General features: G+C 63.0%; 11 protein-coding genes. 7 read left to right on the top strand and 4 right to left on the bottom strand.

Annotation, left to right across the window (positions count from 1 at the left end):
• The first annotated feature begins 120 nt into the window (after window positions 1-120).
• The 4 genes from HJO_RS06915 to mtgA all read left to right on the top strand — a co-directional run bounded on the left by HJO_RS06915 (window position 121) and on the right by mtgA (window position 7812).
• Complete coding sequence (locus tag HJO_RS06915; protein ID WP_241764689.1) at window positions 121-4833, top strand: NAD-glutamate dehydrogenase; 4713 nt, start codon at window positions 121-123, stop codon at window positions 4831-4833.
• Between the two features lie 96 nt (window positions 4834-4929).
• Window positions 4930-5604 (top strand): glutathione S-transferase family protein, encoded by a 675-nt coding sequence (locus HJO_RS06920; RefSeq protein WP_035615486.1) that lies wholly within the window; start codon window positions 4930-4932, stop codon window positions 5602-5604.
• Window positions 5585-6724, top strand: a complete 1140-nt coding sequence (queG, locus tag HJO_RS06925; protein ID WP_035615488.1) for a tRNA epoxyqueuosine(34) reductase QueG — start codon at window positions 5585-5587, stop codon at window positions 6722-6724. The genes HJO_RS06920 and queG overlap by 20 nt, the downstream gene beginning before the upstream one ends.
• Window positions 6721-7812, top strand: a complete 1092-nt coding sequence (mtgA, locus tag HJO_RS18140) for a monofunctional biosynthetic peptidoglycan transglycosylase (protein ID WP_156945461.1) — start codon at window positions 6721-6723, stop codon at window positions 7810-7812. Before queG ends, mtgA begins: the two co-directional genes overlap by 4 nt.
• A 9-nt stretch (window positions 7813-7821) precedes the next feature.
• Here the strand turns inward: mtgA and HJO_RS06935 are convergent, their stop codons facing one another.
• Together HJO_RS06935 and HJO_RS06940 are read right to left on the bottom strand one after the other, a co-directional pair.
• On the bottom strand, window positions 7822-9312 hold the full coding sequence (locus tag HJO_RS06935; protein ID WP_051618372.1) for a mechanosensitive ion channel family protein: 1491 nt from the start codon (window positions 9310-9312) through the stop codon (window positions 7822-7824).
• A gap of 9 nt (window positions 9313-9321) precedes the next feature.
• Window positions 9322-10239 carry an SDR family NAD(P)-dependent oxidoreductase gene (locus tag HJO_RS06940; RefSeq protein ID WP_035616045.1) on the bottom strand — a complete coding sequence of 306 codons (918 nt, stop codon included), beginning with the start codon at window positions 10237-10239 and terminating at the stop codon, window positions 9322-9324.
• 103 nt (window positions 10240-10342) lie between these two features.
• Between HJO_RS06940 and HJO_RS06945 the strand changes: the two genes are divergently transcribed.
• From HJO_RS06945 to HJO_RS06955, 3 genes are read left to right on the top strand one after another with little or no spacing between them, the layout of a single operon-like run.
• Window positions 10343-10993, top strand: coding sequence for an HAD-IA family hydrolase (locus HJO_RS06945; RefSeq protein WP_035615490.1), 651 nt, complete (start codon window positions 10343-10345; stop codon window positions 10991-10993).
• Window positions 10980-11561 carry a hypothetical protein gene (locus tag HJO_RS06950; protein ID WP_035615492.1) on the top strand — a complete coding sequence of 194 codons (582 nt, stop codon included), beginning with the start codon at window positions 10980-10982 and terminating at the stop codon, window positions 11559-11561. Before HJO_RS06945 ends, HJO_RS06950 begins: the two co-directional genes overlap by 14 nt.
• A 4-nt stretch (window positions 11562-11565) precedes the next feature.
• Window positions 11566-11859 (top strand): 4a-hydroxytetrahydrobiopterin dehydratase, encoded by a 294-nt coding sequence (locus HJO_RS06955; protein ID WP_035615494.1) that lies wholly within the window; start codon window positions 11566-11568, stop codon window positions 11857-11859.
• 12 nt (window positions 11860-11871) lie between these two features.
• Here HJO_RS06955 and HJO_RS06960 read toward each other — a convergent pair whose 3' ends face one another.
• Window positions 11872-13500, bottom strand: a complete 1629-nt coding sequence (locus HJO_RS06960; RefSeq protein WP_051618373.1) for a response regulator — start codon at window positions 13498-13500, stop codon at window positions 11872-11874.
• Between the two features lie 96 nt (window positions 13501-13596).
• Window positions 13597-15150: a carbon-nitrogen hydrolase family protein gene (locus HJO_RS06965; protein ID WP_035615496.1), complete on the bottom strand. Its 1554-nt coding sequence runs from the start codon at window positions 15148-15150 to the stop codon at window positions 13597-13599.
• Between the last annotated feature and the right edge of the window lie 53 nt (window positions 15151-15203).

The raw sequence follows: 15203 nt of genomic DNA on the forward strand, positions 1-15203 counted from the left end.
TTTCTGAAAGAGCGGCATTTGGTTCCAGTTGAATCATACTCATTGATGGTCTGCGCGGCTCACAGTAGACCGGATGGATGCCCACCAATCGCCACATGAGCGCTAATGATGTCCCCAACAATGACTGACGCTGATCCGCTTCAGCAACTGCTGAAGCAGATCGACCTGGAATCGAACAACGAGGACCTTACGGGTCTCACGCCCGCCGACCTGAAAAAGCTGTCCACCGACCTGTGGGCCTGGGCCAGCGGGATCGAGGCTGGCACGCAGGGGGTGCGTGTCGTGCCGGTGGCTGAAGGCGCCAAGGGCGCGCTCAACCGGTCGGTCCTGGAAACGACAGGGCCGGACATGCCGTTCCTGGTCGATTCACTTCTGGGGGAATGCGCGTCCGAGGGGCTGGAAGTGAAGGCCCTGTTTCACCCAATCGTGAAATTCCCGGACGGGCGTCTTGTGTCGGTTATCCAGATCCACTTGCCGCTGATGACGCCAAAGGAAGCAACCCGGCTGGCGGACGGCGTCCGCAAGACCCTGGAAGACACACGCCAGGTGGTGAACGACTTCATCCCGATGCGCGAACGGATGCAGGCCGAGATCAAATGCATTGCCGGCCTGCCGACCCATTCCGCCTCCGACAAGGACGAGACGATCGCCTTCCTTGAATGGCTGCTGGAAGAGCATTTCGTGTTTCTCGGCTGTCGCGAATACAAGTTCGAAACCGACGCGGCGGGCAGGGTGCTGCCCGAAGAGCCCATCATGGTTGAAGGCTCGAACCTCGGCATCTTGCGGGACGAGGCGCTCAACGTGCTGTCGCGTGACAGCGAGCCGCTTGTCCTGACACCGGAGATCAGCGACCTGCTGGCCGAGCCGTTCCCCATGCTCGTGGCGAAATCGACGCTTGAGAGCCGGGTCCATCGCCGGGTCAAATGCGACTATATCGGCATCAAGAAATATGACGCAGCCGGCAAGGTGAATGGCGAGGTCCGTTTCCTTGGCCTGTTTACAGCCGAAGCCTATGACGAAACGGCCCGCTCCATTCCGTTCGTTCGCCGCCGGGTGAAAACGGTCATCGAGGCGACGGGCGCGACGCCGGGCGGCCATACGGAAAAGACCATAGCGAACCTGCTGGAGACCTGGCCGCGCGATGAACTGTTCCAGACCAATTCGCGTGTCCTGACTCCGATCATGATCGGGGCGCTGCACCTGGTCGGCCGACCGCGTACACGCCTGTTCCTGCGCCGTGACCAGTTCGACCGGTTCGTGTCGGCCATCGTGTTCGTGCCGCGCGAAGCCTATGACACGACGCTGCGGTTGCGCATGGCGGAGGTGTTGACGCGCGCCTATGCCGGCAAGCTCGTGAAGTTCCAGCCCTATTTCGATTCCGGGCCGCTTGCCCGCGTGCATTTCGAGATCGCACTCGAGCGTGGCCATCCCAAACCCGATGCTGTGGCACTCGAACGTGAAATCACCGAACTTGCCCGCACCTGGGACCAGGGCTTCCGCCAAGCGCTGCTTGCGAGCGATCTCGATCCCGAGCACAGGGACGGCGCCCGCGCCTTTGTCGGCGCGTTCAACGCGGCCTATCGCGAGGCCTTCCCGCCGGACGAGGCTCTGCGCGATGTCACCACGATGGCGGAGCTGAATTCCGGCGTGCCGATCCTGGCGCGCGCCTTCCGTTTCGAAGCCGATGATCCAAGCAAGGTGCGGATCAAGATCTATGCCCGCGACGGTGCGATCCCGCTGTCGCGATGTGTGCCGGTGTTCGAGAACATGGGCCTGTTCGTGAATTACGAGACCGGATACCCGGTGCGTCCGTCGGAAAAGCCGGTGTCGGATGCGCCGGAGACCTACTGGATCCACTCGCTCTACATGCGCACCGCTGATGGCAGTCCGATCGAACTCGACAGGCTGGCGCGCGGTTTTGAGGATGCGTTCGTTGCAGTGTGGAGCGGCCGTGCGGAGAATGACGGGTTCAACCGTCTGGTACTGACAGCGGGCGCAAGCTGGCGCGAAGCGGCGCTGATGCGTGCGCTGGCCGCCTATCGCCGCCAGAGCGGACTCGACCAACCCCAGGTCGTGCAGGAACGCGCCCTGTCGGCACACCCGCATATTGCGCGGCTGCTGCTTGACCTGTTCGCGGCACGGTTCGATCCGGCACAGGGCCTGGCCCTGGACCAGCGGCAGGCTGCCTGTGCAGCCCTGCGCAAGGAAATCGACGTGGCCTTGCGAGACGTGTCGTCGCTCGCAGAAGACCAGACGCTCCAGCGCTTTGCCGACCTGATCATCGCCATCCAGCGGACGAACTTCTATCAGACCGGAAAGAACGGCGCGCTGAAGCCTTTCATCAGCTTCAAGGTCGCGAGCCGGGAGCTGGAAGAATTGCCGGAGCCCAAGCCGTTCCGCGAAATTTTCCTGTCGAGCCCGGAAGTGGACGGCGTGCACCTGCGCTTCGGCCCTGTGGCGCGCGGCGGGTTGCGCTGGTCGGACCGGGCGACCGACTACCGGACGGAAGTGCTGGGCCTGGTCAAGGCGCAGCAGGTCAAGAACGCTGTCATCGTGCCGGTCGGCTCGAAGGGCGGTTTCTTCCCGAAACAGCTGGCAGACCGTTCGGACCGCAAGGCGTGGTTTGAAAGTGGCCGTGATGCCTACAAGCAGTTCATCACTGCATTGCTTGAGCTGACCGACAATCTCGATGGAGCGCACGTGCTGCATCCGGACGGCACGGTTATCTGGGACGGCGAAGACCCCTACCTGGTCGTGGCCGCCGACAAGGGGACGGCGACGTTCTCCGACACGGCGAACGCAATCAGCGAAGCGCACGGATTCTGGCTCGGAGATGCCTTCGCGTCGGGCGGATCGGCCGGGTATGACCACAAGAAGATGGGGATTACCGCCCGCGGTGCCTGGGAAGCGGTCAAGCGCCACTTCCGCGAAGTCGGGAAAGACATACAGACCGAACCTTTCACCGTGATCGGTGTCGGCGACATGAGTGGTGACGTGTTCGGGAACGGCATGTTGCTGTCGCCGGAAATCCGGCTGCTGGGTGCATTCAACCATATGCACATCTTCCTTGATCCGGACCCCGTCGATCCGAAGAAGAACCTGGCGGAACGCCAGCGTCTGTTTGACCTGCCCGGATCGAGCTGGGCAGATTATGATGCCAAGCTGATTTCATCCGGTGGCGGCGTGTTCGAACGCGCAGCGAAGTCGATCACGCTCAGTGATGCAGCGAAAGCGCTGACGGGGCTTTCCAAGGATGTGGTGACCCCGGATGAACTTATCCACGCCCTGCTCAAGGCGCAGACGGACCTCCTGTGGTTCGGCGGTATCGGCACTTACGTGAAAGCCTCTTTTGAATCGCATGCGGATGCAGGCGACCGGGCCAATGATGCCATCCGCGTCAATGGCGGCGACCTGAAGGCCAAAGTCGTCGGGGAGGGCGCAAATCTCGGCATGACCCAGGCGGCCCGGATCGAGTTTGCCCTGGCCGGTGGCCGGATCAATACGGATGCCATCGACAACTCGGCCGGCGTCGACAGTTCGGACCATGAAGTCAACATCAAGATTCTCGCGGCTGAAGCAATCCGCCTGAAGGCCCTGAAAGCCAAGGACCGGAACGTACTCCTGGCCGGAATGACCGACGATGTGGCCGCGCATGTGCTGCGCCACAATTACGACCAGACGGCTGCGCTGTCGCTGGCCGCGACGAATGCCGCTGGCGATCATGAAGCGCTTGAACGGCTGATGGTCTATCTGGAGGACCGCGGGGTTCTGAACCGGGAACTGGAAGGCCTGCCGTCATCCGCGCAGATGCGGGTGCGCCATGAACATGGCCAGTTCCTGACCCGTCCGGAACTTGCAGTCATCCTCGCCTGGTCGAAGATCACGCTGTTCGACGACATCATCGTGTCCGATATTCCGGACGATCCGTATTTCGCCGACGTGGCGAAGGATTATTTCCCGGTACCAATCAATTCGTTCGACACGGCGATCTCGAACCACCGGCTGAAACGGGAAATCATTGCCACTGTCATTGCCAACCGGACGCTCGACATGGCGGGGCCTGTTCCCCTGCAGCGGCTGCGCGAACTGACCGGCAACGACAATGCGGCCGTGGTGCGCGGGCTGGAAGCGGCCCGTGCCGTGCTCGACTTCGATGCGTTCCGCCGCGAGGTCGACGCGCTGGACAACAAGGTGCCGGCGGACGTCCAGATGGACCTGCGGATGCAGGCTGCCCACGCCATGAGCGAGGCCGCCAGCTGGTTCGTGCACGAGATGCCGAAACGGCGCGTTGGCGAGGCGGTGGAACTGACCCATGCGCCGCTCAATGAATTCAAGGCAGCCCTTGCGCAGATCCATTCACCTTTCCCGGCGGCCCGGATCGAACGTGCGGCCCGGATACTGGTGAAACGCGGAACACCGGAAGCGCTTGCCCGCTGGGCCGCGGCCATGAGCCATTTCTCGCAAGGACTGGTGGTGGTCGAACTGGCGCAGGATGCCGGCGTTGCCGTGCCGGATGCCGGGGCCTGCTTCTACGGGATCGGCGACTCTCTCCGGCTCGACCGGTTGCGCTCCAGTGCCCGCGAAGGCCTGGCCAAATCGGGCTTCTGGGACCGGGTTGCCGGACGCCGCCTTGTCAGCGAACTGGTGCGCCTGCAGGCGAGTGCCGCGCAGGACGCCCTGGCGAATGGCGGTACCGAAGCATGGCTGGCCAGCCATAGCGACGCGCGCAAGGTGCTGATCGCAACGCTGGGTATGCTGAGCAAGGACAAGGACTGGTCGTTTGCCAAGTTTACCCTGTCCGCAGACGCTGTGCGGCAATTCATGGGCCGGTAAGGGCTGGCGAGTTATACACAGGGCAGGAGCGCATGTTGCGGCAGCCGGAATGGCTGCCCTGACGGCGCATGAGACCTGCTATGAGTGAACGCCATCATGAAACGGCTCTACCAGTGGCCCCTTGATCCAGCCGGACGGTTGGTGCGCCTTGTCCTCGCCGAAAAGGGCGAAGGGTTCGAGCGGGTGGATTCACCGGCCTGGGCCCCGCATCCCGATGTGGCCGCGCTGGGGTACGGGGCGGTGACGCCAGCCCTCGTGTCGTCCGACGCGACCGGTCGTGTCGTGGCCTGCGGCACACGGGCGATCTGCGAACACCTCGAGGAGGCGTACCCGTTGCCCGCGCTCCTGCCCGCTGACCCGAACGAGCGCGCCGAAGCGCGCCGGCTGTGGGCCTGGGTTGAAGCCGGGTGTGAGGAGATCACCGATACGCTGCTGACCGAACGCGTCGTCCAGTGGGTGCGGCGCGAGCGCCAGCCGGATTCCGAAAAGTTGCGTCGGGGCGCGCATGCCCTGCGCGGACGCCTCACGTTCCTGAACGGATTGGTGGAAATAAACGGTTATCTTGCCGGGCGGACATTGTCGCTCGCAGACCTCGCCGCCGCCGCGCACCTGTCGGCCTATGACTATTTCGGCGATGTCGAGTGGAACGCTGTGCCAGACCTCAAGACCTGGTATGCACGCATCAAGTCTCGTCCCGCATTCCGGCCGCTGCTTGCCGACCGGATCGATGGTACAAGACCTGTACCCCATTATGCCGATCTCGACTTCTGATCCTGTGGCCGGTTCGCCCGAGGCCTTCCTGAAAACGACCGCACGGGCGATCGGCTTTGACGGCGTGCGCATCGCCCGCGCCGATGCGCCGTGGCATGCGGGCGAGCGGCTGGAGGCCTTCGTGGCTGACGGCCGCCACGGACAGATGGCATGGATGGAGACGACGCTGGAGCGGCGCAAGGCACCGACGGCGATGTGGGCCGGGGCGAAGTCTGCGGTGGTCGTGGCGCTGAACTATGGCCCGGGCCTCGACCCGATGGAGATGCTGGCTGAGACGCGGCTTGGAAACATCTCGGTCTACGCCCGCGGCAAGGATTACCACGATCTTCTGAAATCGCGCCTGAAACAGCTGGCGCGGGCGTTCGTGGCAGAAACAGGCGCGGAAGTGAAAGTGTTTGTCGACACAGCGCCGCTGATGGAAAAGCCGCTGGCGGCAAAGGCCGGCATGGGCTGGCAGGGCAAGCATACCAACCTGGTAAGCCGCGACCTGGGGTCCTGGTTCTTCCTCGGGGTGATGCTGACGGACGCCGAACTCACACCCGATGCGGCTGAAGCCGACCATTGCGGATCATGCCAGGCCTGTCTCGACGTGTGCCCGACGAAAGCCTTTCCGGCGCCCTACCAGCTCGATGCGCGGCGCTGCATCTCTTACCTGACGATCGAACTTGCCGGGCCCATCCCGCATGAATTCCGCGCGGCGATGGGCAACCGGATCTATGGCTGCGACGACTGCCTGGCCGTGTGCCCATGGAACAAGTTTGCCGCCGCTGCGTCGGAGGCCGCGCTGCATGCGCGGGCCGAGCTGAAGGCGCCGGAACTCGATGAACTGGCGGCGCTGGATGATGCGACGTTCCGGGAGGTCTTCTCGGGGTCTCCCGTCAAGCGCAGCGGGCGCAACCGGTTTGTCCGCAATGTCTGCATCGCGATCGGCAATTCTGCAGATCCCACGCTTGTTGCCTCCTTGCTGCCCCTGCTTGGGGACGCAGCGCCGGAAGTGCGCGGCGCAGCGATCTGGGCGCTGGCACGTCTTGATCCTGCCCGATTTGCGGCCGAGAAGTCCGCCCGCCGGGATCGCGAAGCCGATCCGGGCGTTGTGGCGGAATGGGACCAGACGGCATGACGATGGCAGGCGGGCGACAGCGGGGCGGCAAGGGGCCGGTCAGGGTGTGGCTGGGGCGTGTCGTGAAGGTGCTGGCCGGCCTGTTCGTGGCGTTTCATCTCTACGCATTGCTGCTCAAGTTCGCGCCCGCGCCTGGCACCATCCTGATGGTCCAGCGCGCGATCAGCGGAGAAACGATCCGGCGGGACTGGGTGCCGCTGGAAGACATCTCTCCCTACCTCGTCAGCGCGGTCATCGCGGCGGAAGATACCCGCTACTGCCAGCACCACGGTGTCGATCCGGAAGCCATCGAGAAGGCCATCGGGGAGTACAAGAGCGGCAAGGGCGTGCGGGGCGCGTCGACCATCACGCAGCAGACGGCCAAGAACGTGTTCTTCTGGAATGGCGGCGGGGCACCGCGCAAGGCCGGCGACATGTGGATGGCAACCTTTGTCGATTTTGCCTGGGGCAAGCGGCGCGTGATGGAAGTCTACCTCAACGTGGCCGAATGGGGGGACGGCATATTCGGCGCCGAAGCCGCCGCGCAGGCCCGGTTCGGAAAGCCGGCATCCGACCTCAGCATGCGTGAAGCGGCCTTGCTGGCCGCCGTGCTGCCGAGCCCGAACAAATGGCGGGTCGATCCGCCGGGGCCCTATGTGTCGAAGCGGGCTGGCACGCTGCAGGCCCGCATGCGCGTTGTGCGCCACCAGGGGCTTGATGCCTGCGTCTTTGGCGATGCGCGCCCGGCGGCACTGCCACCCGTGAAGGGTGAGCCGGCGCCGCCAACCGAAACAATGCCCGACTTGCCGGATGCCCCGGACCCCGCGCCGGATGATTCCGGCCCTGACACGCCGGTGGCGGCGGGCGATCCGCTGAATGACGTGCTGGATGCGGCCGACGACACGTTTTCGCGCCCCGCGCCGGCGCCTTCGCCTGACGAAGCGTTGGACCCCGTGGCGCAACCTGACTTGGCACCGGCGGCGGAACCGGAAGGGCAGGGCGCACCGGAACCAGCCGAGGGTGGCCCGGTGGACCTGCGCCCGCACAATGATCTCGGGCTTGAACCGGAACCGGAACCGGAGCCGGAGGCCGAGCCCGCACCGCAATAGGCGAACCTGTCAGGTGCCCGGCTTGGGCGTGCGCGGCGCGCGGGTGAGGTTCACGTTCAGCGTCGAATCCGGTTCGATCACGATTTCCTTGCGCCGCAGCGGTGTGCTCATGCCATTCTCTGTGAAGCGCTTCCAGACTTCGCGCAGGATGTTGGAGGCGACATTGGCCGTGCCGTGTTCCGGATCGACGATCCAGAACCGCATTTCGAGTTGGATACCTTCATCGGTGAAGTCCTTCACCAGGCAAACCGGCTCCGGCCACTTGATGACGCGCGGCGTGGCCTTGGCGGCCTCGATGACGATGGCGATCGCCTCTTCAAGGTCGGAGATGTAATCGATACGCAGCTCCTTGGAGATACGCACGCGCCGGTTCGAAAAGCTCCAGTTGACCACCTTGTCGGTCACCAGTTGCTCGTTCGGGATGAGGAATTCCTTGCCTTCCTGGGTCGTGACCGACGTGTAGCGCAGGCCAAGCGATTCCACGACGCCGAACGTGGTGCCCACCTCGATGACGTCGTTCGGTTTGATCGAGCGTTCCGAGAGCAGGATGATGCCGGACACGAAGTTCGAGACGACTTTCTGCATGCCGAAGCCAAGGCCGAGACCGATGGCGCCGCCGAGTACGGCAAGCCCCTCGACCGGAATGCCGAGGCCGGCCAGGGTCAGCAGCGCTGCGGCAACGAAGAGCGCAATCTGGATGGTGCTGCCGATCAGGATGCGAATCGACGGTTCGACTTTCGGCAGGGTGTTGACCCGGCGCTTCATCTTGGCGGCCAGCCAGCTGGCGGCATACATGAACAGGGCGGCGGTAATGACGGCCTGTATGACGAAGATGGGGCTGATCCGTTTGGCGCTGTCGCCGACGCCGAATTTGGGGCCGATTGCCGACAGCCAGTCGATCACTTCCGGCAGGACACCGAAGACGAAGAGGATGGCGAATATCCAGGTCAGCGATGCGATCGGCCGGCGCAGTTCGCTGGGCAGGAACCCGGTAGCAACCCGGATCGCGGTCCAGGCGACAGCGAGCGACAAGGCAATGCGCACGAGGATTGTCGGCTGGTCGAGCCCTGACAATAATGACAGGGCCCCGAACAGGAGCAGCGCCCAGAGCGCGGGGCGGACGCCCTTTCGCAGGATGGTGAGCGCTTCACCGCGCGGTGGTTCGAAGAACCTGCGCAGTGAAACCGTGACGAGGCGCTTCAGCGGCACCGAGAATGTCAGCCCGATCAACAGGGCAAGCAGGATCGCACCCAGTTGCAGCCCGATCGAGATCAGGAAATCCGGTTGGACGATCTGGTCATGGATCCAGCCGCCCGGGTCGCTCAGGAATGGCTGCGCCTGCTGGATCTGGGCTTCGAAGGGGTTGTGGGGAAGGGTGTCCAGCGCTGCCGGTGCAGGGGCGGTTCCCGGCGGAACGGCTCCTGCCTCGACGGGCCGGCAATAGGCGAAGCCATCACTTCCAGTGATGCACTTCTGGAAGGTGACTTCGCCTTCTTCCAAGCTGCGCTCCTAGACCGGATCGTAGGGGAAGACGCTGGCCGAGGCACCAAGATCGGTGAAGGCGCCCTGCATTGCCGGGAAAGCCTGGTCGATGAGGCTGTCAGGTGTCCAGCCTTCCATCCGGGCAACGGACTTGATCGGTCGCGGCTGGTTGCAGAGGATTACCTCATTCCCGCGCACGATGAAGATCTGGCCGCTAACCAGCTTGGACTTGTCGGCACACAGGGCCACGGCAAGCTGGGCGACCTGGTCGGCCCGCATGGCATTCTTGATCCGCTCGACGCGCTGGGCGCCGGCCTCGTCCTTGACGGGGATCGACGCGATCATGCGGGTCCACGCGAACGGGGCGATGACATTGGAGCGGACATTCTTGCGTTCGCCTTCCATCGCGATGCTGCGGGAAAGGCCGACGATGCCCATCTTGGCCGCGGCATAGTTCGCCTGGCCGATATTGCCGATAATGCCCGACGTGGACGTGAACAGCACGAACGCGCCATTCTCTTTCTCACGGAACAGCTCGACTGCGGCCCGGGTGACGTTGAAACTGCCGCGCAGGTGGACGTCGATGACGCTGTCCCAGTCACTTTCTGACATCTTGTGGAACATGCCGTCGCGCAGGATCCCGGCCGGGTTGATGATGGCATCGAGACCGCCGAACGTGTCCTTGGCCTGTTCGACCATGCCCTCGACCGCACGCATGTCGGTCACGCTTTCGGAGTTCGACACTGCTTCGCCGCCAGCTGCGCGGATTTCAGCCGCGACCTTTTCGGCCGGGCCGGCATCGCCCTCGTCGCCGCCCGTCAGGCTGCCGCCGAGGTCATTGACGACGACTTTCGCCCCTTCGCGAGCGGCGAGCAGTGCCGTTTCGCGGCCAATGCCGTTGCCACCGCCTGTAATCAGTACCGTTTTTCCGTCCAGTACACCCATAATCATCATTCCTCCAAAATCCATGTGATTGACGGCCACCCTAGATGCGGCCAAGCAATGTTCAAGGTTTGAAACTCGATTTCAGGCAGGCTAAGGGGGCAGAATGCAAAAGACTTTCAAAGCGGTAATCTGGGATTTCGGGGGCGTTTTCACGTCTTCGCCCTTCGATGCCTTCACGCGGTACGAAACGGAAAATGGCCTGCCGGTGGATTTCATCCGGTCCGTCAACGCGGTGAACCCGCTTGAAAACGCCTGGGCGCTGCTGGAGCGCAGCGAAGTCGATGCATCCGGGTTTGACGCCATGTTTCGCGCCGAATCCAGGGCGCTGGGCCATGAAGTGCCCGGGCGGGACGTGCTGTCCCTCCTGTCAGGCGCTCTCCGGCCCCGCGTGGTGGACGCTTTGAAAGTGTGCAAGGCGCAGGGCAAGGTGGGCTGCATCACGAACAATGCGCCGATCGGAAAAGGCGCTTCGATGACAAATGATAATGACAAGGCGGCTCAAGTAGCGAAAGTATTCGCCATGTTCGACCATGTGATCGAAAGCTCGAAACTGGGCATCCGCAAGCCGGATCCGCGCATTTATGCGCTGATGTGCGAGGCGCTGGATGTCGAACCGGCGGACTGTGTCTATCTGGACGATCTCGGGATCAACCTGAAACCGGCCCGGCAAATGGGCATGACCACGATCAAGGTGCTCAATGAAGGCCAGTTACTGGCCGACCTTGAGTCGGTGACCGGCTATGCGCTGGCATAGAGCGTGCCTTGCGGCGCTGGTCCTCGGCCTCGCTGCTTGCTCGAAAGGTGCAGAAGAGCCTGTGCCTGTGATCCCCGACCAGAGCCTGACCCGACCGCCGCAGGCGCCCCAGCATGTTGAGCTGGCCGCGCCTGTCGTGGAAACGCGAGACCGGTTGATCAAGGCTGCCAAGGTCGGCTCGCTGTCGCGGATGGCGCGAATCGCAGCCGAAAGCGACCAGTTCGTCTCGAATTTTTCCGGCGAATCGCACCGGGACTTCTGGGACCTGCTGAATCGGACCGGCCTCGATCCGACCCGGAAGTTGCGCCAGTTGTTCGAGGAGCCGGCAGGTGTGAGAATGGTGGACGGGGAGCGCTGGTATGTCTGGCCGGACCTGGCGGCGCTTGATGCTGCCGATCTGATCCCCGAGAAGCTGTCCTTTCGTGAACGCAGGCGCCTCAGGGAGCTGATCGGCGAGGACGGTATTGCCCTGGTGCGGCAGGGCAGGGGCTATCCGGGAATGCGAACGGCCATCGCCGAGGATGGCCGCTGGCTGTATTTTGTGCTCGGACTTGATGGAGAGGACTGAGACGATGGCAGGCAAGATCGGCGCGGGCGCGGCCCTCGCAAGACTGGACGACTGGCGCGCTGGCGACGGCGAGCGGGACACTATCTGCAAGACTTACAAGTTTGCGGACTTCAAGACGGCCTGGGCGTTCATGTCGGGCTGCGCCCTGAAAGCGGAAGCGATGGACCACCACCCGGAATGGTTCAATGTCTACAACCGCGTCGAGGTGACGCTGACGACACACGATGTGGACGGTGTGTCGGACAAGGATGTGACGCTGGGCGTGTTCATGGACACGCTGGCAGCAAAGCTCGCCTGAGCGGAAGCTGGATCAGACCGCCTTCGCGACGCGTTCCGGTTTGGCCGACGCCGTGCCAGCCGCATCCAGGACCCGAATCATTGCCGCGATAAGCTGCTTTTCCTCGATCGGCTTGGAGACATAGTCATCCATCCCGAGGGAGATGAACCGGTCGCGGTCGCCGGTCATGGCGTCTGCCGTGAGGGCGATTACCGGAATCGCAGCCCAGGCCTCGCCGCAGCTGCGTATCCGGGACAGTGTTTCCGGACCGTCCATCATCGGCATGTGGACGTCGAGCAGGACGAGGTCGAAGGGCTCGCGTGCCAGCATTTCAAGGGCTTCTTCGCCGCCGGGCGCTTCTGAAACGATCACGCCTGCCGGTTCGATAACGACCCGTGCAACGCGGCGGTTGATGCCATTGTCATCAACAACCAGGACCCGCTTGCCGGCCAGTTGAGGCTGTTCGCGATCTGTTGTCGCGCCGCGTGGCGCGACGGCGGCGGGCTTGGTGCCGGCGGGTGGAGCCACGGCAGCCTCGGCCAGACGGGCCTCGAAGGTCAGCGTGAACACGGATCCCTCGCCCGGCTTGCTGACGCAGGTGACATCGCCGCCCATCATGTTGGCGAGGCGCTTGGTGATCGCAAGTCCGAGCCCGGTGCCGCCGAAACGGCGGGCTGTCGACTGGTCGGCCTGCTGGAAATTCTGGAACAGCTTGCGGCGTTGGGCCTCCGTCAGGCCTATGCCCGTGTCCGAGACGTGAACTGTCGTCAGGAATTTTCCGTCCTTGTCGGGCTTTCCGGCGCGGACGGCGATGAGCACGCCACCCTTGGCGGTGAACTTGAGGGCATTCGACACAAGATTGTCGATGCACTGGCGCACGCGCAGGCTGTCAAACGCGATATTTTCGGGAAGGTTGGCGTCGACAACGACGCGCAGATAGAGGTGCTTCTTGTCGGCGAGCGTGCGATAGGCGCGCTCAAGGCGCATGATGCGACTGCGGAGATTGTCGACGACCGGACTGATTTCCAGCTTGCCGGCCTCGATTTTCGAGAGGTCCAGAATGTCGTTCAGCAGCGCCAGCAGGGTTTGCGCGCTTTCGGTGATCGTATCGACCATGTCGCGTTCCGCGCCGGGCAGGTTACAATGCGCAAGCGCCTGGGCCATGCCGAAGATGCCGTTGAGCGGCGTGCGGATTTCATGGCTCATCGAGGCGAGGAATTCGGACTTGGCCTCGCTGGCCATGACGGCGTGCCGCCGCGCAGCATTGAGGCTGATCTCTCTTTGCACGAGGTCCGTCACGTCATGGGTCAGACCGATCAGCGCTCCGCTCTTCAGTCGCGTCAGGATCGTCGCCACGTGCCGGCCATTGGCCGTCACCATGTCGAGGTCCTTGCAGTTCGTGACGGCATCGACGACGAGCGCGATGCGGACGTTCGTGGTTTCCTGATTGAGCTTCGGAAACAGTTTGCGCACCTGCACGGCAATGGCTTCGTGGAGTGAAGCCCCCTCGTCCATGCGGGCAAAAAGGTCTGGCCAGTGTTGTCGGGCCAACTCGTTGGCAAAGCTCAGGTCGTTTTCAGGACTCAGGACAAAAAAACCGCTGCGCAGGGAATCGAGCGATTGCCAGGCGTCTTGGAGCGAGATTTTCCTGGCGTCATGCATGCAGGCGGATTCCAGACCATTGTTTCTCTGGAACTAACCGGAATTTGTTGAGAGACTGTAAAGTGCAACCATAACGATCAAACACGCGCCCGGCATCTAGTGCTTCTGCTTGTTCCAGACAACCTGGTAAAGATCAAAGCGCCGGTCCTTCAGGTTCTGGACTGCGCCGGACTGGCGAGCGGTCAACAGGTCCGACAAGGACAGGTCCGCCAGGGCGATTGTTTCGGTATTGGCCGGCGTGTCAGCCGCGATGCCGTCGCGTGAGAAAGGGAAGTCCGACGGGGTCAGGATACAGCTTTCGGCATAGTGGATATCCATGTTCTCGACATTCGGCAGGTTGCCGACGACACCGGACATGACGACATAGCACTGGTTCTCGACGGCGCGCGCCTGGCAGCAATACCTGACCCGGAGATAGCCGCGCCGCTCGTCGGTGCAGAAGGGAACGAACAGAAGGAGCGCGCCCTGGTCGACAAGGTGGCGTGCCTGTTCGGGGAACTCGCTGTCATAGCAGATCATCACACCGATTGGCCCGCAATCTGTCTGGATCACGGTATTGCCCTTGCCGCCCTGGATATTCCACCAGCGCCGTTCGGACGGTGTCGGGTGAAGCTTCTGCTGGGTATGAACGGATCCGTCGCGAAGGAACACGTAGGATATGTTCAGGATGTCGCCATTCTCCATCTTGCTGGGATGCGAGCCGCCGATGATGTTGATATTGTAGGAGACAGCCAGCTTCTCCATGAAGGCGATGTAGCGGGGCGTGTATTCGGAGATTTTCTCGATGGCATCGATGGGCGCGAGCGGCGTCTTCTCAAGCGACAGCAATTGCAGCGTAAAGAGTTCCGGGAACGCCACGAAATCGGAGCGATAATCTGACGCGATGTCGACGAAATATTCGACCTGGGTCTCGAACTCGTCGATGGACTGGATCTTGCGCATCTGGAATTGGACGGTGGTGATGCGCACGGTTTCCGGAAGGTTCGTGCCGCCGAAGCTGGGCTTCGCCTTGATTTCTTCCTGCGCCAGCGGGTTCTTCCACAACATGTGGGTGGCGTGGTTCATCGAAGCAGCATCGCCCGGCAGGTAGTTCTTCAGCACACCAATCGGCTCGAAGCCCTGGCGCAACTGGAACGTGATGACCTGATCACGCAGTTTCGACCCGACGACAGCCGCGATATAATCTGCGGGATTGGGATATTCCTTCGCGCGCCGCGCATAGCCGGGCATGCGCCCGCCGAACACGATGCCCTTGAGTTCGAGGTGCTGGCAGAGTTCCTGACGGGCCCTGTAGAAGCGCTGGCCGATTCTCAGGCGGCGGAAGGCCGGGTCGACGCCGACATCCATGCCGTACAGCAGGTCGCCTTCCGGGTCGTGCCGCGCGGCAAATCCGCCGCCGGTAATCTCGTCCCATGTATGCGGAGCGAACGCCACCGCAGACGTGATCATGAACGTGGCGCAATGGCCGACGATCCGGCCTTCATACTCGGCAACAAACTGGCCCTCGGGGAACCGGTTGATGTGGCCGAGAAGATTGTCGCGCGTATAGCCCATGCCGGCGCCGTAGATCCGTTCGGACAGGTCTATCATGGCATCGACGTCGGTCGGCTTGGCGTTTCGGATGATCAGTTTGGCGGGAGAGTTCGTCATGCAGGCTCCGGGTGGGTGGCGGCCCTGATATGGGCAGGCGCGGCAGTTGTTCC

It is taken from the genome of Hyphomonas johnsonii MHS-2 (assembly GCF_000685275.1).
Lineage (GTDB): Bacteria > Pseudomonadota > Alphaproteobacteria > Caulobacterales > Hyphomonadaceae > Hyphomonas > Hyphomonas johnsonii.